At 45.0% G+C, this 25,158-nt stretch carries 26 protein-coding genes and 4 tRNA genes (1 of these 30 cut by a window edge); 27 read left to right on the top strand and 3 right to left on the bottom strand.

Annotated features, from left to right (window positions below):
- The 17 genes from IGI82_RS17795 to IGI82_RS17715 all read left to right on the top strand — a co-directional run.
- Positions 1–57 (top strand) — tRNA-Gly (locus tag IGI82_RS17795); it begins 15 nt to the left of the window's first position.
- A gap of 18 nt (positions 58–75) precedes the next feature.
- Positions 76–161, top strand: a tRNA-Leu gene (locus IGI82_RS17790).
- Positions 162–172: 11 nt separating this feature from the next.
- Positions 173–246: transfer RNA gene (locus IGI82_RS17785), tRNA-Arg, on the top strand.
- A 30-nt stretch (positions 247–276) separates the two neighbouring features.
- Positions 277–350: transfer RNA gene (locus IGI82_RS17780), tRNA-Pro, on the top strand.
- 103 nt (positions 351–453) lie between these two features.
- Positions 454–1,338, top strand: coding sequence for a ribosome small subunit-dependent GTPase A (gene rsgA / locus IGI82_RS17775; protein WP_438842587.1), 885 nt, complete (start codon positions 454–456; stop codon positions 1,336–1,338).
- Between the two features lie 9 nt (positions 1,339–1,347).
- A complete protein-coding gene (gene rpe / locus IGI82_RS17770; protein ID WP_015510634.1) occupies positions 1,348–2,001 on the top strand; it encodes a ribulose-phosphate 3-epimerase in 654 nt (217 codons plus the stop codon).
- Positions 2,002–2,634, top strand: a complete 633-nt coding sequence (locus IGI82_RS17765; protein WP_375820322.1) for a thiamine diphosphokinase — start codon at positions 2,002–2,004, stop codon at positions 2,632–2,634. It begins immediately after the preceding gene.
- A 142-nt stretch (positions 2,635–2,776) separates the two neighbouring features.
- On the top strand, positions 2,777–3,634 hold the full coding sequence (gene mreC / locus IGI82_RS17760) for a rod shape-determining protein MreC (RefSeq protein WP_034869542.1): 858 nt from the start codon (positions 2,777–2,779) through the stop codon (positions 3,632–3,634).
- Between the two features lie 2 nt (positions 3,635–3,636).
- Complete coding sequence (mreD, locus tag IGI82_RS17755; protein ID WP_375820320.1) at positions 3,637–4,146, top strand: rod shape-determining protein MreD; 510 nt, start codon at positions 3,637–3,639, stop codon at positions 4,144–4,146.
- A gap of 185 nt (positions 4,147–4,331) precedes the next feature.
- The gene (locus tag IGI82_RS17750; RefSeq protein ID WP_438842586.1) at positions 4,332–5,693 is read left to right on the top strand and encodes a C40 family peptidase; all 1,362 of its coding nucleotides are present in this window, start codon (positions 4,332–4,334) and stop codon (positions 5,691–5,693) included.
- A gap of 69 nt (positions 5,694–5,762) precedes the next feature.
- A complete protein-coding gene (locus IGI82_RS17745; RefSeq protein WP_438842585.1) occupies positions 5,763–7,511 on the top strand; it encodes a PTS sugar transporter in 1,749 nt (582 codons plus the stop codon).
- The gene (locus IGI82_RS17740) at positions 7,492–9,522 is read left to right on the top strand and encodes a BglG family transcription antiterminator (RefSeq protein ID WP_005230244.1); all 2,031 of its coding nucleotides are present in this window, start codon (positions 7,492–7,494) and stop codon (positions 9,520–9,522) included. The genes IGI82_RS17745 and IGI82_RS17740 overlap by 20 nt, the downstream gene beginning before the upstream one ends.
- A 12-nt stretch (positions 9,523–9,534) precedes the next feature.
- Positions 9,535–9,969, top strand: coding sequence for a PTS sugar transporter subunit IIA (locus IGI82_RS17735; RefSeq protein ID WP_005232954.1), 435 nt, complete (start codon positions 9,535–9,537; stop codon positions 9,967–9,969).
- A gap of 314 nt (positions 9,970–10,283) precedes the next feature.
- Complete coding sequence (locus tag IGI82_RS17730; RefSeq protein WP_244732778.1) at positions 10,284–12,056, top strand: PTS mannitol transporter subunit IICBA; 1,773 nt, start codon at positions 10,284–10,286, stop codon at positions 12,054–12,056.
- 15 nt (positions 12,057–12,071) lie between these two features.
- Complete coding sequence (locus IGI82_RS17725; protein WP_015510630.1) at positions 12,072–12,509, top strand: PTS sugar transporter subunit IIA; 438 nt, start codon at positions 12,072–12,074, stop codon at positions 12,507–12,509.
- 22 nt (positions 12,510–12,531) lie between these two features.
- Entirely contained in the window at positions 12,532–13,680 is a 1,149-nt protein-coding gene (locus IGI82_RS17720) for a mannitol-1-phosphate 5-dehydrogenase (protein ID WP_438842584.1), read from the top strand.
- Positions 13,681–13,855: 175 nt separating this feature from the next.
- Positions 13,856–14,155, top strand: a complete 300-nt coding sequence (locus IGI82_RS17715) for a hypothetical protein (RefSeq protein WP_015510628.1) — start codon at positions 13,856–13,858, stop codon at positions 14,153–14,155.
- Between the two features lie 135 nt (positions 14,156–14,290).
- On the opposite strand, the gene IGI82_RS17710 is transcribed toward IGI82_RS17715, so the two are convergent.
- Positions 14,291–14,803 carry a type 1 glutamine amidotransferase domain-containing protein gene (locus tag IGI82_RS17710; protein ID WP_010748853.1) on the bottom strand — a complete coding sequence of 171 codons (513 nt, stop codon included), beginning with the start codon at positions 14,801–14,803 and terminating at the stop codon, positions 14,291–14,293.
- A 124-nt stretch (positions 14,804–14,927) separates the two neighbouring features.
- On the opposite strand from IGI82_RS17710, the gene IGI82_RS17705 reads away from it, so the two are divergent.
- The 3 genes from IGI82_RS17705 to IGI82_RS17695 all read left to right on the top strand — a co-directional run bounded on the left by IGI82_RS17705 (position 14,928) and on the right by IGI82_RS17695 (position 16,869).
- Positions 14,928–15,479 (top strand): hypothetical protein, encoded by a 552-nt coding sequence (locus tag IGI82_RS17705; protein WP_334203805.1) that lies wholly within the window; start codon positions 14,928–14,930, stop codon positions 15,477–15,479.
- A 182-nt stretch (positions 15,480–15,661) separates the two neighbouring features.
- On the top strand, positions 15,662–16,105 hold the full coding sequence (locus tag IGI82_RS17700; RefSeq protein ID WP_060791861.1) for a hypothetical protein: 444 nt from the start codon (positions 15,662–15,664) through the stop codon (positions 16,103–16,105).
- Between the two features lie 8 nt (positions 16,106–16,113).
- Positions 16,114–16,869: a DUF6681 family protein gene (locus IGI82_RS17695; protein ID WP_005230266.1), complete on the top strand. Its 756-nt coding sequence runs from the start codon at positions 16,114–16,116 to the stop codon at positions 16,867–16,869.
- A gap of 56 nt (positions 16,870–16,925) precedes the next feature.
- On the opposite strand, the gene IGI82_RS17690 is transcribed toward IGI82_RS17695, so the two are convergent.
- Positions 16,926–17,333: an Hsp20/alpha crystallin family protein gene (locus IGI82_RS17690; protein WP_005230267.1), complete on the bottom strand. Its 408-nt coding sequence runs from the start codon at positions 17,331–17,333 to the stop codon at positions 16,926–16,928.
- Positions 17,334–17,507: 174 nt separating this feature from the next.
- Between IGI82_RS17690 and ispE the strand changes: the two genes are divergently transcribed.
- Positions 17,508–18,359, top strand: coding sequence for a 4-(cytidine 5'-diphospho)-2-C-methyl-D-erythritol kinase (ispE, locus tag IGI82_RS17685; protein WP_005230268.1), 852 nt, complete (start codon positions 17,508–17,510; stop codon positions 18,357–18,359).
- Positions 18,360–18,530: 171 nt separating this feature from the next.
- On the opposite strand, the gene IGI82_RS17680 is transcribed toward ispE, so the two are convergent.
- A complete protein-coding gene (locus IGI82_RS17680; protein ID WP_005230269.1) occupies positions 18,531–18,710 on the bottom strand; it encodes a hypothetical protein in 180 nt (59 codons plus the stop codon).
- A 306-nt stretch (positions 18,711–19,016) separates the two neighbouring features.
- Here IGI82_RS17680 and IGI82_RS17675 point away from each other — a divergent pair, with 306 nt between their 5' ends.
- The 6 genes from IGI82_RS17675 (at position 19,017) to IGI82_RS17650 (ending at position 25,091) form a co-directional block, all read left to right on the top strand.
- A complete protein-coding gene (locus tag IGI82_RS17675) occupies positions 19,017–19,976 on the top strand; it encodes a metal ABC transporter substrate-binding protein (RefSeq protein ID WP_034696266.1) in 960 nt (319 codons plus the stop codon).
- A 12-nt stretch (positions 19,977–19,988) separates the two neighbouring features.
- Positions 19,989–20,669 (top strand): metal ABC transporter ATP-binding protein, encoded by a 681-nt coding sequence (locus IGI82_RS17670; protein ID WP_005232967.1) that lies wholly within the window; start codon positions 19,989–19,991, stop codon positions 20,667–20,669.
- Complete coding sequence (locus tag IGI82_RS17665; RefSeq protein ID WP_005230272.1) at positions 20,642–21,472, top strand: metal ABC transporter permease; 831 nt, start codon at positions 20,642–20,644, stop codon at positions 21,470–21,472. The genes IGI82_RS17670 and IGI82_RS17665 overlap by 28 nt, the downstream gene beginning before the upstream one ends.
- Before the next feature lie 151 nt (positions 21,473–21,623).
- Positions 21,624–22,448, top strand: coding sequence for a pur operon repressor (gene purR, locus IGI82_RS17660; protein ID WP_005230273.1), 825 nt, complete (start codon positions 21,624–21,626; stop codon positions 22,446–22,448).
- A 179-nt stretch (positions 22,449–22,627) separates the two neighbouring features.
- On the top strand, positions 22,628–24,001 hold the full coding sequence (glmU, locus tag IGI82_RS17655; RefSeq protein ID WP_005230274.1) for a bifunctional UDP-N-acetylglucosamine diphosphorylase/glucosamine-1-phosphate N-acetyltransferase GlmU: 1,374 nt from the start codon (positions 22,628–22,630) through the stop codon (positions 23,999–24,001).
- Between the two features lie 115 nt (positions 24,002–24,116).
- Complete coding sequence (locus IGI82_RS17650; RefSeq protein ID WP_005230276.1) at positions 24,117–25,091, top strand: ribose-phosphate diphosphokinase; 975 nt, start codon at positions 24,117–24,119, stop codon at positions 25,089–25,091.
- Positions 25,092–25,158 lie beyond the last annotated feature (67 nt).

The raw sequence follows: 25,158 nt of genomic DNA, 5'->3' as shown, positions 1-25,158 counted from the left end.
TGGTAGAGCACCACCTTGCCAAGGTGGGGGTCGCGGGTTCGAACCCCGTTTTCCGCTTTGCCTTAGCAATTTTCAGCCGGGGTGGCGGAACTGGCAGACGCACAGGACTTAAAATCCTGCGGTGAGTGATCACCGTACCGGTTCGATTCCGGTCCTCGGCATTTCATAATATGCGCCCATAGCTCAATTGGATAGAGTGTTTGACTACGGATCAAAAGGTTAGGGGTTCGACTCCTCTTGGGCGCGTAGTCTTTTTATTTGTTTCATTTTTATTATCGGGAAGTAGCTCAGCTTGGTAGAGCACTTGGTTTGGGACCAAGGGGTCGCAGGTTCGAATCCTGTCTTCCCGATTTTTTGATGCCTGAAGCATTCGCTTCAGGCTTTTTTTGTGTTTTCAGCCAGTGAGAAGACCTGAAAATATGATACAATAGTAAAAAACGAGGAGGAAATTGTTTGAAGGGAAAAATCATCAAAGCGCTAAGCGGATTTTATTATGTGGCATCAGAAGACGAAATCTTTCAAACCCGCGCTCGAGGAAATTTTCGGAATCGAAAAATCACTCCTTTGGTGGGGGATGAAGTGATCTTTGAAAGCAGCAATCAAACAGACGGTTATCTTTTAGAGATCTTGCCGCGAAAAAATGAGCTGGTTCGACCGCCAGTCGCAAATGTGGATCAAGGGGTGGTCGTGACAAGTCTAGTTGAGCCGAACTTCTCCTATAACCTATTGGATCGCTTTTTAGTGACGTTAGAGTATGAGGGGATCGAACCGATCATCTTTTTGACAAAAGCGGATCTTGTGAAAGATCTTGCTGCAATGAAAGCAATTGAGGAGACCTATCAAGCAATTGGCTACCACGTGATCACGTCAAAAGCAGAAGGCGAAGATCTATTGGAACTTCAACGGTACTTTCCTGAGCGGATCACCGTCTTTATGGGGCAATCCGGTGCTGGAAAGTCGACATTGCTGAATCGGATCGTCCCAGAATTGGCATTGGAAACAGGAGTGATCTCAGAATCTCTCGGGCGGGGGAAACATACGACCCGTCATGTGGAGCTCTTGCCGATTTGTGATGGATTGGTTGCCGATACACCAGGATTTAGTTCGATCGACTTTTTGGAAATCGAAGCGGTGGAGTTACCCAAACTATTTCCTGACTTTTTAGAGGTAGCTGCCAACTGTCGTTTTAGGGAATGTATGCACCTTAATGAACCTGATTGTGCAGTTAAGCAGGGGGTTGCAGCAAATGAGATTGCCGAGACTCGTTATAAGAATTACGTGCAATTTTTAGAAGAGATTGAAAACCGACGTCCGGTTTATAAAAAGAAGAAAAAGTGAGGGAAAAGCATGATAAAACTAGCACCATCTATTTTAAGTGCCGATTTTGCAAATCTTCAAAGAGACATTGAGCTGGTAGAGCGCCATGGCGCAGATTATATTCACGTAGACGTGATGGACGGTCATTTCGTCCCTAATATTACCTTAGGCCCAAACATCGTTAAAGCGATTCGCCCAGTTACCAAACTGCCGTTGGATGTTCACCTAATGATCACCGAACCAGAAAAGTATATCCATGCCTTCGCAGAAGCGGGGGCAGATATCATTGGGATCCACGCGGAAGCAACACCTCATATCCATCGTGCGATCCAAATGATTGTGGCAGAAAATGTCAAAGCAGAAATCGTCATCAACCCAGGCACACCAGTATCAGCCATTGAACATGTTTTATCCATGTGTGATCAAGTGTTAGTCATGACGGTCAATCCAGGGTTTGGTGGGCAATCCTTTATTGAAGAATCACTAGAAAAAATTGCGGTACTGGCTGCTTTAAAAGAAGAAAAAGGCTACCATTATGATATCGAGGTAGATGGCGGGATCGTTCCTGAGACAGCCAAACGTTGCCTGGAAGCAGGTGCAAATGTCTTCGTAGCAGGAAGCTATATTTACGATGCCGATGAACCTGCAGCACAAATCAGAGCCTTGAAAGAAGCTTTGCAATAAATGAAGATTTTGTTAGCAGCAGGGGGGCGCCCTGAAAATTGGCCACCGCTGATGACGTATGACAAATACATTGGGATTGATCGCGGGGCATTGTTTTTGCTTCAGCACCAACGGCAAGTCGATCTAGCGATTGGTGATTTCGACTCTTTGACCGCAGGCGAACTGCAAGCAGTCAAACAACAAGTCAGCACAGTGATCCAAGCGCCTGCTGAAAAAGATGATACAGATACCCAGTTGGCATTGGTGGAGACGTTGCGTCGCTATCCAGAAGCGCAAATCGACTTGATTGGTGCAACAGGAGGACGTCTCGACCATCTTTTAGCCAATCTATGGCTGCCTTTAGAAGATCGGTTTCGTCCATTTGCCCCAAATCTGCGTTTTTTAGATCGTCAAAATGTCGTTCAGTTCTTTTTACCAGGCACCTATCAATTGGAAAAAGAACCCGAGATGCAGTATTTGGCGTACTGCTGTTTGACGCCGGTAACAGATTTGACGTTGACAGGTAGCAAGTATTTATTAGAAAACGTCCAAGTGCCGTACCCAACTTCTTATGCCAGCAATGAATTTCTGACACAAACAGCAGGTTTTTCCTTTAGCAGCGGGATGATAGCAGTCATTCAAAGTTGTGATTAAGAGACGGAACGTCTCTTTTTTTTGTTGAAAATTTCAGAAACTTAATTACAAAAAAAACATTAAGACGGTCAACTTAGCTTTTGTTTGCAGGGTATTAATGGTAAAATTGGAACTACAGTTTGGAATTATTTGAGGTGTCTTTGTGAAAAAGTTTAATCCTAATAAAAATATTATCATCACATTGATTATTGTGATTTTAGTTGTCACCGTATTAAGCGTGACGATTGCCCGCAGAGCTGCGGGAAACTCCACCAATGTTGTGCAATCAACGGTCAATGACTCCGTTGGCTTTATCGATAAAGTGATTACGGCGCCTTTTCGTTGGATCGAAAATGGGGCGAATTCAGTCAAAAACTTGTTTGTGACGTATGAAGAAAATGAACGTTTAAAAGAGAAATTGGACAGTTTTGATGAATTGGAACAAGCGAAGGACAATGCGCAAAGAGAAATCGATGCCTTGAAAGAAGAGCTAGAGCTGAATGCGACCTTGACGAATTATGAACGAATCTCCGCCAATGTCATCAATCGGTCACCTGATACTTGGCAAGATATGCTGATCGTGGATCGAGGCTCAAGAGACGGCGTTGAGGTCAACATGGCGGTCATGTCGCAAAAAGGCTTGATTGGTCGTGTGGTAGAAGTCAATGCGGCTTCTTCTAAAATTGAACTTTTGACTTCTGAAAACCAGAATTCTAACCACTATCCGGTTCGGATCAGCGGCGAAGATGGGTCAAATTTTGGGATTCTAAGTAGTTACGATCAAAAAGAACGTTCCTTGGTCATTACCCAGTTGACAGGGGACAATGAGCTGAAGGAAGGCGATGTCGTGCAGACCTCTGGATTAGGAGGAAACTCGCCTGCCGACTTAGCGATCGGAACAGTGATCCGTACCACCAAAGATGAGTTTGGTCTTGATACCCAAGTATTTGTAAAACCGTATGCCCAAATGTATGATATTCAAGCAGTAACGATTATCAAACGCTTGGCAGGTGAGGAATAGCCATGAAAAAGCATGACTACATCAAATCCCTGGCAGCGGGCGTCTTCTTTTTGATGATGTTGGCAGATGGACAACTGACGCGTTTTTTGGAAAAATGGACCCAAGACAATTATATCGCCAGTGCGCATCTTTTATTGATCGCCCTTTTATGTGGCGCGAAGTATTTGCCGAAAAACTTTTTGATCACCACGGCGCTTGTGATCGGCTGCCTCTATGACGTGTATTATGTCGGTGTGATCGGCATCTACACGGTGGCGTTTCCCTTGATCGTATGGATCATGTATATTTTGAAAAATACGCTTTATCAAAATGTATTTACCATGTTTTTCGGAATGATCATCTTTGTTACAAGCTTAGAAGTTGTGACGTTGGGCGTCCAGTTGCTATTTAAGATCGCATCAGTTAGCACGTCATTCTTTGTTTCCCGCTTTTTAGCACCAACGCTTTTATTGAACATCATTTTGTTTATCCTTTTAGTCGTTCCATTCATGAAGCTATTCAAAGACGAATAGCTTCGTTTTTTTTGCGTTTGACTGTATAAAAATAACAGCGATTGAAATGTTTTTGTAATATTCCTTTTATCTCTCTGACATACGGCTGTGTTACAATCACACTATCGTGAGGGACTTTAGGTATTCTTAAGCATTTATACATAAAAAAACCATATTAGGGGAAGCAACAGCCGGAGGAATGAAGAGTGAAAAAGCGAATTTTATCTTTATTGTTAGTAAGTTCAATTGTTCTTACTTCTGCAGCAGCACCGACACTTGTCTTTGCATCAGATTTTGACAATAAAATTGAAGAAAAAAATAAAGAGATCTCTGACTTGCAAAACCAGCAAGCGAGCATCCAGTCACAAGTAGCAGCACTTGAAAGCGACGTGGCTGCAATCAATGAAAAAGCCCAAACTTTGTTGCAACAACAAGGTGATTTGCGTGCGGATTCTGAAAAGTTGAAGCAAGAAATTGCTGATTTGAAAGTCAGAATCGAAAAGCGTGAAGAAGCGATCCAAAAACAAGCCCGTGACGTTCAAGTCAATGGTCAAAGCACGAACTTTATTGATGCAGTATTAGAAGCTGACTCTTTAACAGATGCTATTGGCCGTGTGCAAGCAATGACGACGATCGTCAATGCTAACAAAGATCTTGTGGATCAACAAAAGGCAGACCAAGAAGCAGTTGAAGCGAAAAAAGCGGAAAACGACGATAAATTGGCAGAAATCGCAGCGAACCAATTTGAATTAGAAACACAATTAGGGGATCTACAAGCCAAACAAGCCGATTTAGATGTTTTACAAGCGGAATTGGCTGTTCAACAAGCATCTAAAGAAGATGAAAAAGCTGATTTAGAAAAACAAAAAGAAGAATATGAAGCAGAACAAGCACGCATCGCTGCAGAAGAAGCGGCGGCGGCAGCAGCTCGTGAACAAGCAGCACAAGAAGCAGCGGCTCAAGAAGCGGCAGCAGCTGAAGCAGCTACTCAGGAAGCAGCATCAAGCGAGTCTTCAACGTCGAATTCAACGACATCAAACTCAACAACAAATTCTAGTACGACGACTGATACTACGCAAGGCAGTTCATCACAAGGTGGCGGTTCAACAAATACGACACCATCGACTCCTGCCAACAATAACAATAGCAATAACAACCAAGGATCGAACAATAGCGGCAATGGTGCAAGCAATACTCCTGCACCCGCACAAACGGTCAACGGTTCAGCAATCGTAGCAGAAGCAATGAAATACATTGGTACTCCTTATGTATGGGGTGGTACGACACCAGACGGCTTTGACTGTTCTGGCTTTACACAATATGTATTTGCTAAAGTTGGGATCTCATTACCACGGGTAACTTACGCACAAGAATTTTCTGGTACGGTGATTTCGATCAATGAAGCAAAAGCTGGTGACTTGTTATTCTGGGGTAGCCGCGGAAGCACACACCACGTGGCGATCGCTATGGGTAACGGACAATACGTTCATGCACCAACACCAGGTCAAAATGTTTCTGTTAGCAGTTACTCTTATTACTCACCAGATTTCGCGGTACGCGTAAACTAAATCAATTGAAGCTATTTCAAAAGCTGGCGTTTTACGTCAGCTTTTTTTGATTTCTGTTTTAAAAAACGTATGCTTTTTTTGTTTTCAGTCTTGCCAGAACATCTTATAATAGAGAAGAGAAAGGAAGCGGATAAAATGAACAAGACCTCGTCTTCCAGAGAAAAAATGATAACGGTTAAGTTTTATACGAATTATCTTTCTCGCATGATGATGCCGAATTTAAGTATTTTTATTGCGTGGATGCTGATTTCATTCCTGCTGCCTTTTTTCTCAGTCGATCAACAAGTGATCCAGCAAATGGAACAAGGGGTCTTGACTGTGCTGCTGCCCCTCATGATCGCCTATACAGGTGGGCAGATGTTGGCGCCTGAACGAGGTGGGGTCGTGGGAGCAGTGGCGGTCTTAGGGGCTATTCTCGCAACCGATATTCCCCAGGTCTTTGGGGCGATGCTGCTGGGACCGCTAGCGGGCTGGCTATTGTACCGCAGTGATTCGATCGTGAGCAAAGTCAAAAGTGGCTATGAGATGCTGGTGCGCAATTTTATTGCAGGTGCGTTTGGCGGACTCCTCTTTTTAGGAAGTTACTTCCTATTGGCGCCGCTTTTTAATTGGTTCAGTCTCGGCAGCTATCAGCTGGTTGATTATTTTGTTCAGCAAAACGTCTTGCCCTTTATCCATATCATTGTAGAACCATTGAAGATTTTGTTTTTTAATAATATTGTCAACCATGGTCTATTTACACCGCTAGGGATCGAAGCAGCGGCACTCAATGGTCAGTCGGTTTTATTTTTGATCGAGGCCAACCCCGGTCCAGGATTAGGGGTCTTAGCGGCGTATCTTTTTTTTGGTTCAAAGCGAAACCGAACGAATGCCGCAGCATCCGTTTTTGTGCAGGCTATTGGTGGGATTCATGAAGTGTATTTCCCGTTTGTTCTGCTCGATCCTTGGGTGTTGCTCGGTCCGATCGTTGGTGGTTTCAGTGGCACGCTGATCTTCCAATTTTTAGGGGTAGGCTTAAGAGCGCCTGCGTCTCCTGGCTCGATCTTAGCGATTTTACTCAATACACCGCCGTCTATGATCCTAGGTGTCTTAGCTGGGATTGTCGTCAGTACGGTCGTATCGTTTGCGATCGCTAGTGTGCTGTTAAAACGGAAGTCCAATACAGAAAATGAGGAGCGTAAGATGCCGAAAATGAAGAAAGTCACGGAGATCGTCGTGGCCTGTGACGCAGGGATGGGGTCCAGTGCGATTGGTGCCAGCATACTAAAAAAACAGTTACAAGAAGCCCAGCTAACGTTTCCTGTCCGCTATCAATCGATTTATCGTGTGATCGATGATCCCGCGCTTTTGGTGATCACCCAACGGGAATTAGCAGCTATTGCCCAAAAGCAGACACCTCACGCACAGCATTATGTGTTAGATAATTTTTTGGCGGCTGATGAGTATGCCCCGCTGATCCTAGAATTACAAAGAAGAGAACAGGATTCGCAAAAATCGCTGCAAACCGAAGCAGCAAGTTCGCTAGGGTTTTCAACGATCATCTTTTTGTATACTGGAAAAAAACGCGGTTCACAAACGATGGCAGTGGAGATACTAAGCAAAATGGCCCGCCAACAAGCGCTGTCTTTGACCATCAAAAAAATGGCGTATGAAGGACAAGCTCTTGACCCTACGGCAATCTATATCCTCCCGAAAGAACTTGCAGAAAAGTGCCCGATCCCAGATGTTCCTTTGCTGGTGGTGGATGATTTATTGACGACAGATGCGTATCGTCAGTTACTGACAGAAGGAGTCGACTATGTTTTTGACCAATCGTGAAACACTTTTATTAACGGAATTGATGAATAGTACCGGTCCAGTTTCTTTAGATCGCATGATGCAAGTCTTAAAAGTCAGTAAACGAACGGTGTACCGTGAACTGGCTAATTTAGAAAAATCGCTGGAAACAGTAGGAGCTACCTTAGAGAAGGTCGGTCGTGGTCATTTCCAAATTTTTGCATCAGAAACGAGCATTCGCCAATTGCAAGAAGCCATTATGGCAGATACCGATCAAGAATTCGCGGCTAGTGAGCGACAACATCGTATTTTGCTGCAACTGACTACCGCCACGAAGCCTGTATCTAGTCATTTCTTCTTGGATCGCTACCAAATCAGCAATACGACGTTTTTTTCAGATATCAAACAGCTAGAAGAAAGTCTCGCACGGCTGCCGTTAAGGATCGTGCGCAATCAAGGGTATGAGATCGAAGGCTCCGAAAAATATCGGCGGTTGATCACAGCCAATACACTAGTGATGGAGATCAATGAGTACCAATTTTTCCATTTACTGGAAACCGATGATGAAGCCCCGTTTATTTTTCAATTTCTGTCCCGTGACCATCTATTGCTAGCCCAGCGGCTGATTCGAGAAACCATCGAGCCGCAGTTCAAGGAACTTAGTGACCGCAAATTGGCGTTTATCGTCTTGATGCTGGCGCTAGCCATGGATCGGGTAGCTTTGGGCTACACGGTGGAAGAAGAGACGTACCCGAGTCAGATCAACAAAGACTTGCTGAAGGTGGCGAAAAAGATTTTTGCTCAGATCGCCGAAAAGACGAAACTGCTTTATTCCATCAACGAAATCGTCTTTTTTGCCGTGTTACTAGGTGATTTTGCTAATTCCTTTGATCGTGATTTTTTTGATGACAATTTTGATACTGACTTGGCTTATCGTGTGAAACGCTTGATCGAATTGGTCAGTGAGCAAACGGAAGTGGCGTTTTATGAAGATACGAACTTGTATAAAATGCTGCTGACCCATATCTCAGGAGTGATGACGCGGGCGATTTTAGAAGAAGATCATTTGAACAACCCTATCCTAGAAAAAATCATGAACCAGTATGTCGAGATCGCCAGCGGGATTCGCAATCATCTGCCGCAGGTCTTTCCGCAGCAGCAGTTCTCGGAAGAAGAAATCGCCTATATGGTCCTGCATTTTGCCAATTCGTTGGAAAAAAATCCGAAAGTGTTAGAAGTCAATATTGCAGGGATCTCTCCTAGCGGATTAGCCTCCATCAGTTTATTAGAGATGCAGCTGCGGAAACATTTTCCCTTTATCAATCAAATCACCTTCTTTCGAGTGGGAGATGTCAAACGGGAAAATATCGAGGAGACCTATGACTTGGTGATCTCGACTTCCTTGCTGCCAGGGTATCAAGGAGAGTACAAACTCGTTTCACCGATCCTGCTAGAAGAAGATATTCAAGAGTTGAAGAAGGCCTTCCAAGCCATTAGTCAGAAAAAACGTTCCGCAAAAAAGGCACCCTCTGCTTTGGTCAAAGAGGAATCCTATGAAGCGGTCTTGGCTTTTATCGAAGCCATTAACCAGCTATTGGCGCTGTTTCAAGTGCAAGCCATTGATAACCCAGCAGACTTGGAAGAAACGTTGCAGCTGGTGCTGACGTCTTTTGATGAACATGTTGTTTTGGATCGTGAGAAAGTCGTTGATCGTCTCTTACGGCGCTACTTCCAAGCGCCAGTGGGCATTCCTGACACTCACTTTGCCTTGTTTCACGCGGCGAGCTCGGCGATCCTGCAACCAGTTTTTCGTATTTTCGACTTGAAACAACCTTTGCCTCTTTTAGCGATGGATAAAAAAGAAATCGCTGTTACCCGTTTATTAGTCATGCTTGCGCCGTATCCTATCAATGAAACAAGCTCTCAGATGTTAGGAAAAATCAGTGGTTCGATCATTATGAATGATCTAAATACGGAGATTTTTAATTCGGGCAATGATTCGATTATTTATCAGTTGCTCTCTTCGCTCTTGATTGAAGAAGTAAAACAATAGGAGGGATCAGCGATGTATATTCCACAGGAGCGGATTTTGTTGGATCAACACTTTACCGATGCCACAGAGGCTCTGACAAAAATTGGCGAGTACTTAGTCAACCAGGAGATCGTTTCCTTGCCCTATGTCAAAAGCCTTTTGCGTCGCCATCAAAAAACAGGTGTTTACATCGGTAACTTTGTGGCATTGCCCCATGCGGAAGAAGAAGCCCAGCAATGGATCAAGGAAGAAGGACTCTTTTTGATCCAAGTGCCTGATGGCGTCGACTTCGGCACGAAGGAGCAGCCTAAAATCGCTACGATCCTTTTCGTAGTCGTCCTAAAAGAGCAGCAATTAGCTGTTTTGCAAGAAATCGCCTTTTTTTGTTCTGATATGCAGAATGTTCGGGCGCTTAGTGATGCCGAATCGGTTGAAGAGATCCAACAGATTTTGTTAGCAGAAGAATAAGCAATCAGCAGCAGGCTGGCTAGCAACAAGAGCAGCGAACGAAATAAATGAATGAGCTGCCTCCGTGTACTTGCTCTTTCTACCTTGTGTAGAAGGAGCGGGTACACTTTTTTTTTGTGTGTTTTGGCAAAATCAAAAAAAATGCTCCACGTGAAACATAACAAAAATAAGCGAGTGCAGGGGCTGCTCGCCTTTTTTTGTTCTATCCGTTTGGCTACAAGTTTTGGCACAGTTTTTTGTGCCAAAGTACGACTTTCGAGCTTTTTGGGAAGCGCCTACAATAAGGGTGTAAGCAGACGAGAGGAGAGAAAAAAATGGAACAGACACAAAAAGCAGCCAAATCATCAGTCAAAGCAAAAGTTCAAAAATTAGGCAGTACGTTGTCGAGTATGGTGATGCCGAATATCGGCGCATTGATTGCATGGGGTGTATTAACGGCATTATTTATTCCAGATGGGTATTTACCAAATGAAGCCTTTGCAACGATGGTCGGTCCAATGCTAACGTATTTGATCCCAATCTTGATCGGGTATACTGGCGGGAAAGTGATTGCTGGTGACCGCGGAGCCGTGGTTGGGGCGATCGCAACGATGGGGGTCATCGTCGGAACGGATATCCCAATGCTCTTGGGTGCAATGATCATGGGTCCTTTAGGCGGTTGGGTCATCAAGAAATTTGACGAGATCTTCCAAGACAAAGTTCGCGCTGGCTTTGAAATGTTGGTCAACAACTTTTCATCAGGTTTGATCGGTTTTGCTTTAGCATTACTGGGCTTTGTAGCAATCGGGCCAGTTGTTAATACCTTGACAGAAGCAATGGCAGCAGGGGTCGAAGTGATCGTCAATGCCCACTTGATTCCATTAGCCAATATTTTTATTGAACCAGCAAAAATCCTATTCTTAAACAATGCCATCAACCATGGAATTTTGACACCACTAGGTACTGAGCAAGTCAGCGAATTTGGGAAATCAATTCTTTACTTATTAGAAGCCAATCCTGGACCTGGTTTAGGAGTCTTGCTAGCCTTCACTTTCTTCGGAAAAGGAGCAGCGAAATCTTCGGCACCTGGAGCGATCATCATTCACTTTATCGGTGGGATCCATGAGATCTACTTCCCATACGTCATGATGAAACCATTGATGTTCTTAGCAGTGATTGCCGGCGGTGTATCAGGAAGCTTTACCTTCCAATTGTTAGGTGCAGGCTTACGGGCACCTGCTTCCCCAGGTTCGATCATTGCGATCTTAGCAATGACGCCATTCAACTCGGTGATGAGTGTCGTTTCTGTCTTAGCCGGAATTGCCGTAGGAGCAGGTGTGTCCTTTATCGTCGCTGCCGCGATCTTGAAAGCGGATGCGAAGGATACGGTGGATAATTTTGAAGAAAAAGTACAACAAACGCAAGCAGCAAAACTCAGCGCCAAAGGTTTGGCGGCTCAACCAATGACTGGCATCAATCGCATCATCTTCGCATGTGATGCAGGCATGGGCTCCAGTGCTATGGGGGCATCGATCTTACGTAAAAAAGTCAAAGAAGCGGGTCTTCCACAAAATGTTTCGAATTCCGCCATCAACAATTTGACGGACGATGCCAATACGCTGATCGTTACTCAAGAAGAATTGCAAGAACGTGCCAAACAAAAAGCGCCAAATGCGACCTTCGTCGCGGTTGAGAATTTCCTGAACTCTCCACGTTACGATGAAATCGTAGCTACATTGTCAGGGACTAAGACAGCGGGGGAGTCAGAAAAAAAGTCTGAAGCAGGCAACCAGGCAGATGTTCCTTCCGCCAATGACCTTAAGCAAGTCAGTGAAATCATTTTGGCCCACGATGACCGCAAAGGTTCGGCAACGATGGCTCAGAAAGTCTTCCAAGATCTTTTAGCCAAAGAAGCTCTGACGATGCCAATCAGAAAAAGCCATATCAATGATCTCCATGCCAACGCCTCTTCCCTGGTGATCACAAAAGAAGCCTTAACGCCGCAAGCGCAAACCTCAGCGCCAGAAGCGATCCATCTATCCGTTAATAATCTGATGGGAACGACGAACTATCAACGGATCGTGGCATCGATCAAAGCAGCGAATTAAGAAAGGATGAGCCGAATGCAAGTATTAGAAAAAGACATGATTGAATTGAACAAACAATTTGCGACCAAAGAAGAAGCCATTCGTTACTGCGGCGAAAAACTGCTGGCGGCAGGCTGTGTGGAAAAAGAATACGTCGATGCCATGCTTGAGCGTGACGAGATGCTCTCAGTCTATATGGGGAACTTTATTGCGATTCCTCACGGCACGGATGAAGCCAAAAAATACGTCAAAAAATCAGGTATCTGTATCGTGCAAGTACCTGATGGCGTGAATTTCGGTACAGCGGACGAAGAAAAAATCGTCACCGTCCTTTTCGGCATCGCGGGCAAAGGGGAAGATCATCTGCAATTGGTCCAACAAATCGCCCTCTTTTGCAGCGATATCGATAACGTTGTCGAATTGGCGGATGCCTTAGATAAAGAAGAAATCGCCCAAAGTTTGACCGTAGCATAAGGATTTAAGGAGGAGACAAGACATGAAGGCAGTTCACTTTGGTGCAGGTAATATTGGTCGCGGCTTTATCGGCGAGATATTGGCTGCCAACAACTTTGAAATCACATTTATTGATGTCAATGAAACGATCATTGACGCCTTAAAAGCAAGACAAGGGTATACCATCGAATTAGCCGATGAGTCCCAAGAACAGATCCACATTGAGCATGTGACGGGATTGAACAATGCCAAAGAACCAGAAGCGGTGATCCAAGCGATCGCCGAGGCAGACATCCTTACGACCGCCATTGGTCCCAACATTTTGCCGCATATCGCTGAGCTGATCGCCAAAGGCTTAGAAGCACGTCAGCAACACCCAGACAAGCCAGCCATTGATGTGATCGCCTGTGAGAACATGATCGGCGGATCGACCTTTTTAAAAAGCGAAGTGCAAAAATACGTTGCGGATTGGTCCGCGTTAGAAGCGACGGTTGGTTTTCCAGATGCAGCGGTGGACCGCATCGTACCGCTGCAGCACCATGAAGATCCTTTATTCGTTCAAGTAGAACCTTTTTGCGAATGGGTGATCCAAGAGTCAGGGATGAAATCCTCGATCCATCTGCAAGGGGTCCATTATGTGGCGGACCTGGAACCGTATATTGAACGGAAATTATTCAGTGTCAATACGGGTCATGCTACGGTAGCGTACACAGGCGCCCTCCAAGGCTATCAGACGATCGATGAAGCGATGCAGGACCATTTAGTGGTGATCCAATTAAAATCCGTTCTCGAAGAAACTGGGCGGCTTTTAATTGAGAAGTGGGCCTTTGATCCCGAAGAACATGAACGGTATATCGAAAAAATCATCCAACGCTTTAAAAACAAACACATTTCCGATGCTATCACTCGGGTGGCACGGACACCTGTCCGCAAATTAGGGACCAAAGAACGCTTTATCCGACCAGTCCTTGAGTTAGAAAAACGCAACATGCAGCCAGACCATCTCTATGAAACGATCGGCATGATCTTCAACTACAAAGATCCGGAAGATGAGCAAAGCCAACAGTTACAAGCACTTTTGGATGAAAAAGAACTGCCAGAAGTCATTGCAGAAATCACTGGCTTACAAGATGAAGACATGATTGAAACGATCCGACAAAACATTGAAAAATATGCGTATGTTGCCGCATAAAAACGAGTAACACACAGAACAAGCAGATAAATTGCCGCATCCGTAAAAGCTAGCCCAACAAGCGAGCTTTTGCGGATGTGTTAATTTCTTTCAACGCTTGTTCTGTGTTTTTTTGCTCACCGATTGACCTTTGCTGCTAACTTGACGATAATAAGAAAAGAAATGAGGGAGAGCGATGGAACGATGGTTTGAAGAAGCCCAGCTTCAAGTAATTGAGTTGCCGATCGAATGGCAGGAAAACCGCCCCGTCTATCGGGCCTTTATCCGTGAATTGCCGACGATCCAAGCAGAAGGAACTTCGCGGCAAGCTGTTTATCGGCAGTTGGCAGAAGCCTACGCGGCTTACCTTGCCCAACTTCGAGAGGCCAATGAGACACAGGAAGAAATGACGTCTTCCTTATTATCGACGGAAGAATTATTGCGCTACTATGATGGCGAGACTTTCGATGGTTTTGAGCTGCCCTCTGACGAGTAACGGGGAAAGAGCCATTCACTGAAAACTGAAAAGCTACGCAAGAAAAAACCGCTCAGCTGCAGCTCGATCGATACGAAGGATCGAACGCTGCAACTGGCGGCTTTTTTTCTCTAAGAAACCAAGTCTTATTCGTGGTTAATTCAATGCCTCGGTAATGGCTTGATTGAAGGCATCTAGATCATCTGGGTTTCGGCTGGTGATCAACCGATAGGTTTCGTCGATCACGACGGGCTCATCTTTGACGGTGGCACCTGCGTAGGCTAAATCTGGTCGCACAGAATCATAAGCCGTCAAGGTCAAATCTTTTGTCAGTCCTGTTTGGATAAACAGTTGTGGGCCGTGGCAAATGGCAAAGACGGGACGATCAGATGTCAAAAAGTCTTTCGTCAATGACACATAGCGCTCATCGGTCCGTAATTGGTCAGGGGAGAAACCGCCTGGGATCAACAAAGCATCAAAACTTGCAGGATCGATCGTATCAATGGTCGCATCGACGGTAAATGTTCCACCTTGTTTGCCTTCGACGGTCTCGGCGCCTTCATTACTAATAACGACTACTTCGTGTCCAGCCGCTTCCAGTGCTTCTTTTGGTGACGTCAACTCAACATCTTCAACTAGATCAGTGACAATAACAGCAACTTTACTCATTCGATCTCCTCCTTATTACTTGATGAACAATTTGTTCACCTGCTATTATTTATGCTAACGAAGATTTTCGCTGTTGACAAATCATCTGTTTGTCCGCAGCTTGAAAAAGAAAGAAGGCAACGCCATGGCAACGATCCAACTATTTATCTCTGATACCCCCCTTTGCTTTGAAAAAGCGGAATTCACTTTTATGGAAGAAACATTTGTCATCGAGAAACAGCAATTATTTGAAAAAGTTGATGCGGTGATGCATCAGGAGGTATCCTCGGCCTTGGTTTCATTGGTAGAAAAAGCCCTTTTGACGCTAGAAGCGATCGGGGAAGAAGAGGATTATTTCGACCTGCTTTATTTGACCTATGAGAATACCCGCCATTCCCTCAGCGGACAGCAATTACTCGCGCAGCCGTTTCCAGCTGTAGAAGCAGCCTTGCAGCCAGTCTTTGATGAGTTGGCAGAACCGATCGTAGAAAAGTTTTATGAGGAGCTGACCAATCAGCTAGAAGAAGTTGCTGATGATGAACTGTTTAGTTCTTATTATCTGGATGAGGAAGAAGCGGTGATCCAAATCGATGCCCCGATCCAACATGAAGAAGTGATCGCTTTGCCTACCCTTTTACGGGATTACCATGGCACGTTGCGGCTGACCTTTGAAAAGTTTTATGAATACCTTGTGTAGCGGCGGCAACTGCCGTCGTTGTTTTTTTGTGAAAACAGTTACATGTTTAGTTTTTTTTAAATCCTGCGACAGAAGCCTCTGGAATCTTGACCCTTTTGTCAGAAACGATTATAAAGGTAAGAAGAGGCTGAAGGAACCGAGGCTGCCAATGGGTAACATCGGGTAAGAAAAGGATGAGAATCATGCGAAAAGTCCCGCCTATTTTAAAACCAATTGCACTTTTAACGATATCAACGATCATTGCCACTGCCACCGGCGTGGTGAATTCAGGCAGCTACCGCCAACCAAGTCGTGCGACGGAAACGACAGAGACGACAGAAACGACCGAACAAGCACCAAGTGAAAGCACACCCTCTTCGATGACAGAAGACAGTCAAAATCAGACACCTGCTAGCACGGACTCACAACCGACGAACGATGACCAGCAGACAACACCGTCATCCAGCAGTGAACCAGCAACACCAGCAACGACTCCGTCTTCTTCGGTGCCTGCAGAAACGACGCCATCAAGCGATGCCAATGTTTCACCAGCACCATCGGAAAACAATCAGGAAACACCTTCTTCAAGTGAAGAGACCACGCCAGATCCACAAGGGATCATGGATGAGAATCAAGGAAATGAGTAGGTGAGAAAATGACGCTTATTTTAGATTTAATCAACGGCATCCATAAATTTTTGGGCTATCTCGATATCAGTCCTAAATATTTGAACCGTGCCTATACCATCCTCAGTATCATTCCAACGGCGTATATTTTGCGGATCGTCTACGGGATGTTTGCGAACCAAAACTATTTTCAAGCGATCCTTTATACGGTCGGCTTTTTGGTCTTAGTCTACTTCTGGGTACTGAATATCTTCTATTATTTCTTAAACAAAAATATGAAGTTCGATGTCACTCAGGCCTTTGTCAAAGTTTTACCAGACGAAGTCTTCAATATTGAAGGAGAAACCATCAGCACCACCGACATTGATCGTTTGACGACTGAAAAAGCGGTGATCCATTTTGAAGAAGACTATCAGCTGGTATTGGCGAATCATTTGCAGACCTTGATCGCTCAAGAAGAATTGGCGATCAAACCGTCATCCAACGGCTTTACGATCCCGAAAAACACCTTGTATCCTTACTATTTTGTCAAACAGCAAGGGGAAAATGAGTACGCATTGCAGATCGGTACTAGCTACACGGAGATGACGAAAGTCGGCACGATCCAATGGACAGGCAAACAGCCCTTAGAGCCAGTGGGCTTATTTATCACTGGCGGTGATTTTATCAAAAATGATGTGAAATACCATGAACCATACAGTTTGAAATTGTACGTCAAAAAAGAGATTTCTGAAGAAGAACCACAGACCTCAAGACAGGCGTATCGACGACAAGCACGCAAATAAGAAAAGGCAGTTCCCCCAGAGCGTTCTCTGAAGGGACTGCCTTTTTGGTATCTCGGTTATTCGATCGGAATATTTTTTGCGGGTGCATCTTTGTAGCTGGCTTTTGGTAACGTCAGGGTCAAAACGCCGTCTTCAAACACTGCTTTAATGGACTCGTCATCAATGTCTGTGATGGTGAAGGTCCGTTGATAGGCACTGCTAGAGCGTTCTTTGCGCAAATAATGTCCGAAATCCTCCTCGGTTTCCGTGGTCTCTGTTTGAGCCGCTGAAATCGTCAGCGTGTTGTTGACGTAACTGACGCGGATGTTTTCTTTCTTGATGCCGGGTAAATCTGCTTGAACGAGATACTTGTCTTCGTACTCTTTAATGTCCGTATTCATTTGCCGTTCTTGCCAAAAACTGTTCATTAATTTGCCTAATAGTTCTTCGCCGCCTGCGAAATCTCTTGGAATCAAATTTGCCATGTGGTTCCCCCGCTTTCTTTTATCTATTGAGTTGGTACTTCTATTTTACGAGGAACCAAGCCAAAGGGCAACCAAAATGGCAACAATCATAAAAACAAGAGAAATCACTCAACTATCTTATAAGAATCTGCTATGATAGAACTAAATAACTATCAGATGATTGGATGAATGAAGATGGAGATTATTGAAAAAGCGCCAGCTAAGATCAACCTCGGTCTCGATGTGTTAGAGAAAAGAACAGACGGCTACCATGAGTTGGAAATGGTGATGTCTAGTGTTGATCTAGCCGACCGTCTGATAATGGAAGAGATAGCAGAAGATAAGATCATTATAGAAACCAACAAAGCCTTTTTGCCGATCGACAAACGCAATAATGTCTATCAAGCCGCCAGTATCTTAAAAAAACGCTACGGCATAAAAAAAGGCATCCGTATCCGCATCACCAAGAATATCCCGGTGGCAGCTGGGTTAGGTGGGGGCAGTACGGATTGTGCGGCAGCGCTGCGGGGGATGGTTCGCCTCTGGGATTTAGACCTTTCCATGGCAGAGCTGATCGATATTGGTATGGAAGTCGGCACCGATGTTCCCTACTGTCTTTATGGGACCACTTCCCATATTGCAGGAAAAGGGGAGCTGGTGACGCCGCTGCGGCCGATGCCGCAATGTTGGGTCATCTTGGTTAAACCTCGTTTGAGTGTTTCAACGGGGAAAATCTTTCAAGAAGTCGAGCTAGACCAACTGCACCATCCAGATATCGCAGCATTGTCGGCCGCCGTCTTAGCCGAAGATTATCCAGCAATGATCGCTGCCATGGGCAATAGCCTAGAAGCCATCACGATCCCGAAGTATCCGATCGTCCAACAGATCAAAGATCGCATGATGAAATACGGCGCAGATGTTGCCTTGATGACCGGCAGCGGACCGACTGTCTTTGCTCTTTGTCAAAAATATTCGCGGGCACAGCGGGTCTATAATGCCTTAAAAGGATTCTGCGATGAGGTTTATCTTGTACGTACATTGAAATGAATGAGTCAAGGACACAGGCTGAATTCGCCTGTGTTTTTTTGTATGCCTTCTATTTCAATAGTAAAGAAAAAGGCAGCTGAAGTGGGGAAGGAAGCATCTAGAAGCTGCCCTACAAAAAAGTCCCCGACGAAAATAAGGCGTCGGGGACTGATTCTTTACGTAAAGCAAAGGCTATTCTTTTTGGTGCTGCTTCTTTGCGGATTTTTTCTTTTTGTCTTCTTCATACAATGGTTTGTCGATCGTTTTGCGGATTTCTTCGGTTTGCTGCGATGCAGGATCTTCTGGTAAGACGATTCGAGTCAACAAGTCGCTGTTGTTTACAGTTGGCGGCACAGTTACAAATTCGTTCATCTTCGTTTCCTCCAAGTGCTTTTAGGTTATTATCCTACATACTCTCTAATTTTTCAAGCTGGTACAGCAGGGGCGCATGGCGAATGGCGTAAAATATGGCTAAGTTCCTGAGAGAAGAATCCGCTTCAAATGAACGTTTTCTCCTATGTTTTCCGATTTATCTCGAAATAAAAGTTTTAAATCGTAAAACGTACGATTTGTCTTGACGAACCGGAAATCATTTGATAGAGTAACTTTTGCTAACAAAACGGAGTTGTTCCGTTTTAAAATAAAAAGAAGAGCCAGCAAATGGAAGGGGAAATCCCGATGAAAAAAATCTTACTTACTACAGCACTCCTTTTAGGGGGCGTGCTTCTTGGCGCTTGTGGGCAGCAAGAAGCGACAAGCCAATCGAGTGACACAGAGAAGCTGTCGATCGTCACGACGTTTTATCCAATGTACGAATTTACGAAAGAAGTCGTAGGCGATGCAGCAGAGGTCTCCTTGTTGATCCCTGCAGGAACCGAACCTCATGACTATGAGCCAAGTGCCAAAGATATGACCAAAATCATGGATGCAGATGCCTTTGTCTACAATAGTCCTGAGCTAGAAACTTGGGTCGCTAGTTTGACGGATTCCGTCGATCCTGAGCAAACAGCCGTGATCGAAGCGGCCAAAAACATTCAGTTGGTGGAAGGCACAGAGGAGGAAGATCATGACGCGCATGATCACGAAAGCGAAGACAGCCATGAAGGCCATGATCATACGTACGATCCTCATGTTTGGACCGACCCAGTCTTAGCGATCCAAGAAGTAGAAACGATCCGCGATGACTTGATTGCGAAGTTTCCTGAGCAAAAGGCAACTTTCACGGAAAATGCAGCTGCCTATATCGAAAAGCTTTCTGCTTTAGATGAAGCCTACCAAGCGGCGTTAAAGGATGCGACCCAACGAACCTTCGTTACGCAGCACGCAGCCTTTGGCTATTTGGCACGGCAGTATGATTTAGTCGAAGAATCGATTTCGGGCATTTCACCCGATCAAGAACCAACACCAAGTCGGTTGGCTGAGCTGAAAGAATATGTAGAAGAAAAACAAGTCAAAGTTATCTATTTTGAAGAAAACGCGTCATCGAAGGTGGCTGAGACCTTAGCGTCTGAAACAGGAGTGGAGCTGGCGGTCTTGAATCCATTAGAAAGCTTGACGCAAGAGCAGATGGATAACGGCGAAACATACCTGTCTGTAATGGAAGACAATTTGGCAGCATTACAAAAAAGTATTCACTAAGGAGGCGCCTGCGTGCGTTATATCGATGTAAAAGATTTGACCTTTTATTATGATGATGAGCCCGTCTTGGAAGACATTTCCTACTTTGTCGAAGACGGCGAATTCGTGATTTTGACTGGCGAAAATGGGGCGGCAAAATCTACTTTGATCAAAGCAACCCTTGGTTTGTTGAAACCTTCTAAAGGAGCAGTCACCTTGGCGACCAAAAATGCTGCTGGTGAAAAATTAAGCATCGGCTACATTCCTCAGCAGATTGCTTCCTTTAACGTCGGGTTCCCCAGCACCGTTTTGGAATTGGTCCAATCGGGCCGCTACCCAAGAGATCGCTGGTTCAAGCGCTTGACGAAACGAGACCATGAACATGTCCGCCGTGCATTAGATGCCGTCGGGATGTGGGACGTGCGTCATAAACGGATCGGCGAGTTGTCCGGTGGCCAAAAGCAGCGGATCAGCTTGGCACGGGTCTTTGCCACGGACCCTGATTTATTTATTTTAGATGAACCGACTACGGGGATGGATGAACAATCCCGCAATCTGTTTTATGAACTGCTACGGCACAATGCTCATGACCACGGCAAGTCGATTTTGATGATCACCCATGATCATGAAGATATCAAAGAATACGCGGACCGTCAGATCCGTTTAGTGCGGAAGGAGGATTCACCATGGCGTTGCTTTCATATGAATTCATGAGAAGAGCTTTTCTTGCGGCGATTTTTATTGCTGGTATCGCACCGATGCTGGGGGTCTTTCTAGTGATTCGGCGACAGTCATTGATGGCTGATACGCTGTCCCATGTCTCTTTAGCAGGGGTGGCACTGGGCTTCTTTCTAAATCTAAATCCGAGTTTGACGACGCTATTGATCGTAGTCATTGCCGCAATCATTTTGGAATACTTGCGAACACTGTACCGCAGTTATTCAGAGATCTCGATCGCCATTTTGATGTCTGGCGGCTTAGCGTTAGCCCTCGTCTTGATGAACCTTAGCGGGGGGAACTCCGCAACGAGTATCCAATCGTATTTGTTTGGGTCGATCGTTACGATCACACAAGAACAAGTCTGGATCTTAGGCTTTTTGTTTTTAGTCGTTTTTGCTTTATTCTTCTTATTCAAACGGCCCATGTACATTTTGACCTTTGATGAAGATACCGCCCATGTCGATGGCTTGCCTGTGCGAGTGATGTCGATGCTCTTTAATGTTTTGACGGGGGTGGCAATCGCCATGATGATCCCGATTGCGGGTGCATTGTTGATCTCTGCGATCATGGTTTTACCAGCTGCCATCAGTATGCGTTTAGGCAAGAGCTTCAATGCCGTGATTTTGATCAGTGTCGTGATCGGCATGATTGGGATGATGTCTGGTTTGACCAGTTCCTTTTATTTGGACACACCACCGGGTGCGACGATCACGCTGGTTTTTATCGCTCTTTTCTTAGTGATCAATTTGATCAAACGCATCGTGATCCTCGTCCAACGAAAACAACGCCTAAAATAAAGGGCTTTATGAAAAAGAAACGAAGAATTTTCGTTTCTTTTTTTTAAACTCTAATCAAAACCGAACAATATAAGCAATATTTTAGATAATGCTCGCATTTATCCCGAAAAAGCCTTATAATAAGGCGAATAAACTAAAGGAGTTGTCCGGTGTGAAAATACGTCGAAGTGAACGACTGATCGATATGACACATTACTTGTTGAATCATCCCCATGAATTGATTTCATTGTCCTTCTTTTCTAAACGATATGCCTCTGCAAAATCATCGATTAGCGAAGATTTATCTATTATCAAAAAGACCTTTAAAGAACGAGGAACAGGCATTCTTGATACCGTGCCAGGCGCTGCTGGCGGTGTTTTTTTTGTGCCTGAAATTTCTGAAGAAGAAGCGTATGCGTACGTCGAAGGGCTGGCAGAACGCCTGTCTGAGCAAGACCGTTTGTTGCCTGGCGGCTATGTTTATCTATCTGACTTATTAGGCGAACCGGAATTGCTGCGCCAAGTCGGCCGCATCATCGCTTCAAAATATTTAGGCGAACAAATCGATGCGGTGATGACCGTTGCTACTAAAGGAGTGCCGATCGCTCAAGCAGTCTCTTACTACTTGAATGTTCCCTTCGTGATCGTGCGTCGTGATTCCAAGATCACTGAAGGCTCGACCGTGAGTGTCAATTATGTCTCTGGTTCTTCAGAGCGCATCGAAAAAATGGAATTATCCAAGCGCAGCTTAAAGCGCGGCTCTAGAGTATTGGTGGTCGATGACTTTATGAAAGGCGGCGGCACGGTCAATGGGATGAAGAGCTTGATTGAAGAATTTGAAGCCGAATTAGTCGGTATTACGGTTTTTGCCGAAACGAAATTCAAAGGCAAGCGGGCCATCAGCGATTACAGTTCTCTGCTGTATGTTGAAGATGTCGATACCCAGACCAAAACGATCTCGGTAGTACCGGGAAATTACTTTGAGAAAAAAGCCTGATTTTTTGTGGCTCTTAGACTGGCGCAAGCAGCTGTTTTTTAAACGGCGGCCGCCAGTCTTTTTTTTGATTGGTCTAGGTGGGGATTCCTTAAATCGTTGAAATTTACAAGTACTTGGGCTAAACTGTTTATAGGAAATTCAATGAACAAAAATCGTTCAGATTGATAGGAGTGGAATACGTGGACGCACGTTTTGCAATAATTTTAGCGGCTGGAAAAGGCACGCGCATGAAATCGAAGTTATATAAAGTGTTACATCCCGTCTGTGGCAAACCAATGGTGGAGCACATCATGAATCGAGTGGTGGAAACAAATCCTGAAGAGATCGTGACGATCGTCGGTCACGGGGCAGAAATGGTCAAAGAGCAACTGGGGGATCGCACCAACTATGCTTTACAAGCCGAACAATTGGGTACGGGCCATGCTGTCGTTCAAGCCGAATCATTTTTAAAAGGCAAAAAAGGGACGACCTTAGTGATCAGTGGGGATACACCGTTATTGACGACGGAAACCTTGAATAACTTGTTCGATTACCACCAAGGGAAAAATGCGTCGGCGACGATCTTAACTGCGCAAGCGGCAGACCCAACAGGCTATGGCCGAATCGTGCGGGATCGTGTCGGTATCGTGGAGAAAATCGTTGAGCAAAAAGATGCGTCGATCGAAGAAGCGCTGATCCAAGAAATCAATACAGGGACGTATTGCTTCGATAATGAATTGTTATTTGACGCCTTGGCAAAATTAGATACGGACAATGCCCAAGGGGAGTACTACTTGACTGATATCATCGAGATCTTAAAGGAAGACGGCAAAATCATCGCTGCTTATCAAACCGAAGATTTTCATGAATCATTAGGAGTCAATGACCGCATCGCCTTAGCCGAAGCCAATCGCTTGATGCGTCAGCGGATCAATCGTCAGCACATGCAAAATGGCGTGACCTTGATCGATCCGGCAACGACTTATATCGACGAAGGTGTTGTGATCGGCTCAGATACTCTGATCGAAGCCGGTGTCACCATCAAAGGGAAGACGACGATCGGAGAAGACTGTGTCATTACGGCAGCTTCTGAAATAGAAGACAGCAAGATCGGCAACCAAGTGACGATCAAGGCATCGACGATCGAGGAGAGCATCATTCATGATGGCGCCGATGTCGGTCCCAATGCCCATCTTCGTCCCCATGCGGAAATTTTGGCCCATGCCCATATCGGGAACTTTGTGGAGGTCAAAAATGCGACGATTGGTGAAGGCACCAAAGTCGGACACTTGTCTTATGTTGGCGATGCGACCTTAGGCAAAAACATCAATGTCGGTTGCGGCGTAGTCTTTGTTAATTATGACGGCAAGAGCAAATTCAAAACGACTGTCGGCGACAATTGCTTTATCGGCTCTGGCTCCAATCTAGTTGCACCATTGACCATCGAAGAGGAAACGATGATCGCTGCTGGCTCAACGATCACCAAAGATATTCCTAAACACAGTATGGCGATTGCCCGCGCCCGTCAGGAAAATAAAGCGGATTACGCGAAAAAGTTGCCTTATCTAAATTAGAAATAGCGAAATGACTTGATTTCTTAAGGAAAAATGACTACTATTTATTAGGAAGAAGATTCTAGTAAAAGGAGTCATTTTTTTCTAGATGAACGCAAAGAAAGTGGAGGTTCTCATGTCAAATCATTATTTTGATCCAAGATTGAAGATTTTTTCTCTGAACTCAAATCGTCCTTTGGCGGAAAAAATCGCAGCTGCAGTAGGTGTTGAATTAGGTAAGTGTTCAGTCAAACAATTTAGCGATGGTGAAATCCAAGTGAATATTGAAGAAAGTATTCGTGGTGCCCACGTCTACGTGATTCAATCAACCAGCAGCCCTGTAAACGATAACTTAATGGAATTGCTGATCATGATCGATGCTTTGAAGCGCGCCAGTGCGAAGACGATCAATGTAGTAATGCCTTATTATGGTTATGCAAGACAAGACCGCAAAGCGCGATCAAGAGAACCAATCACCGCAAAACTTGTAGCAAACATGATCGAAAAAGCCGGTGCGAACCGCATGGTTACACTGGATTTGCATGCCTCACAGATTCAAGGGTTCTTTGATATCCCAGTTGACCACTTGATGGGTGCACCATTGATCGCCAACTACTTCTTGGAAAGAGGCATTCAAGGCGATGACGTCGTCGTCGTTTCACCAGACCACGGGGGCGTGACTCGTGCCCGTAAATTAGCTGAGTTTCTTAAGTCACCAATCGCGATCATCGACAAACGTCGTCCGAAAGCCAACGTAGCAGAAGTCATGAATATCATTGGTCATGTTGAAGGCAAAACTTGTGTCTTGATCGACGATATGATTGATACTGCTGGTACCATCACATTGGCTGCGAATGCGTTGAAACAAGCAGGTGCTAAAAGTGTTTACGCCTCATGTACCCACCCTGTCTTGTCAGGACCTGCCTTGGAACGGATCGAAGATTCTGCCATTGAGCATCTAGTTGTGACAGATTCGATTCACTTGCCAGAAGACCGCAAGTCGAAAAAAATCGATGAGATCAGTGTCGGTGCCTTGATGGGCGAAGCGATCAAACGAATCCATGAGAACAAACCAGTCAGTCCACTGTTTGAATCAAAATTATCAATTTAATCGTGTCTCATAAGCATGAGAACAACAGCCAATGGTCGGTCTTTAGTCGCTCATGGGCTGTTTTTTT

The organism is Enterococcus sp. AZ067, assembly GCF_051715005.1.
GTDB lineage: Bacteria > Bacillota > Bacilli > Lactobacillales > Enterococcaceae > Enterococcus_D > Enterococcus_D casseliflavus.
This window is presented reverse-complemented; position numbering and strand designations above follow the sequence as displayed.

Excerpts from the sequence above, each read along its gene's own strand:
- IGI82_RS17720 (WP_438842584.1), top strand. The coding sequence starts at position 12,532 with ATGAAGGCAGTTCACTTTGGTGCAGGTAATATTGGTCGCGGCTTTATC.
- IGI82_RS17700 (WP_060791861.1), top strand. The coding sequence starts at position 15,662 with ATGCGAAAAGTCCCGCCTATTTTAAAACCAATTGCACTTTTAACGATA.
- IGI82_RS17765 (WP_375820322.1), top strand. The coding sequence starts at position 2,002 with ATGAAGATTTTGTTAGCAGCAGGGGGGCGCCCTGAAAATTGGCCACCG.
- IGI82_RS17745 (WP_438842585.1), top strand. The coding sequence starts at position 5,763 with ATGCTTTTTTTGTTTTCAGTCTTGCCAGAACATCTTATAATAGAGAAG.
- IGI82_RS17675 (WP_034696266.1), top strand. The coding sequence starts at position 19,017 with ATGAAAAAAATCTTACTTACTACAGCACTCCTTTTAGGGGGCGTGCTT.
- mreD (WP_375820320.1), top strand. The coding sequence starts at position 3,637 with ATGAAAAAGCATGACTACATCAAATCCCTGGCAGCGGGCGTCTTCTTT.
- IGI82_RS17735 (WP_005232954.1), top strand. The coding sequence starts at position 9,535 with ATGTATATTCCACAGGAGCGGATTTTGTTGGATCAACACTTTACCGAT.
- IGI82_RS17725 (WP_015510630.1), top strand. The coding sequence starts at position 12,072 with ATGCAAGTATTAGAAAAAGACATGATTGAATTGAACAAACAATTTGCG.
- ispE (WP_005230268.1), top strand. The coding sequence starts at position 17,508 with ATGGAGATTATTGAAAAAGCGCCAGCTAAGATCAACCTCGGTCTCGAT.
- IGI82_RS17730 (WP_244732778.1), top strand. The coding sequence starts at position 10,284 with ATGGAACAGACACAAAAAGCAGCCAAATCATCAGTCAAAGCAAAAGTT.
- IGI82_RS17695 (WP_005230266.1), top strand. The coding sequence starts at position 16,114 with ATGACGCTTATTTTAGATTTAATCAACGGCATCCATAAATTTTTGGGC.
- IGI82_RS17650 (WP_005230276.1), top strand. The coding sequence starts at position 24,117 with ATGTCAAATCATTATTTTGATCCAAGATTGAAGATTTTTTCTCTGAAC.
- IGI82_RS17690 (WP_005230267.1), bottom strand. The coding sequence starts at position 17,333 with ATGGCAAATTTGATTCCAAGAGATTTCGCAGGCGGCGAAGAACTATTA.
- IGI82_RS17680 (WP_005230269.1), bottom strand. The coding sequence starts at position 18,710 with ATGAACGAATTTGTAACTGTGCCGCCAACTGTAAACAACAGCGACTTG.
- rpe (WP_015510634.1), top strand. The coding sequence starts at position 1,348 with ATGATAAAACTAGCACCATCTATTTTAAGTGCCGATTTTGCAAATCTT.
- IGI82_RS17715 (WP_015510628.1), top strand. The coding sequence starts at position 13,856 with ATGGAACGATGGTTTGAAGAAGCCCAGCTTCAAGTAATTGAGTTGCCG.
- IGI82_RS17665 (WP_005230272.1), top strand. The coding sequence starts at position 20,642 with ATGGCGTTGCTTTCATATGAATTCATGAGAAGAGCTTTTCTTGCGGCG.
- IGI82_RS17740 (WP_005230244.1), top strand. The coding sequence starts at position 7,492 with ATGTTTTTGACCAATCGTGAAACACTTTTATTAACGGAATTGATGAAT.
- IGI82_RS17705 (WP_334203805.1), top strand. The coding sequence starts at position 14,928 with ATGGCAACGATCCAACTATTTATCTCTGATACCCCCCTTTGCTTTGAA.
- IGI82_RS17710 (WP_010748853.1), bottom strand. The coding sequence starts at position 14,803 with ATGAGTAAAGTTGCTGTTATTGTCACTGATCTAGTTGAAGATGTTGAG.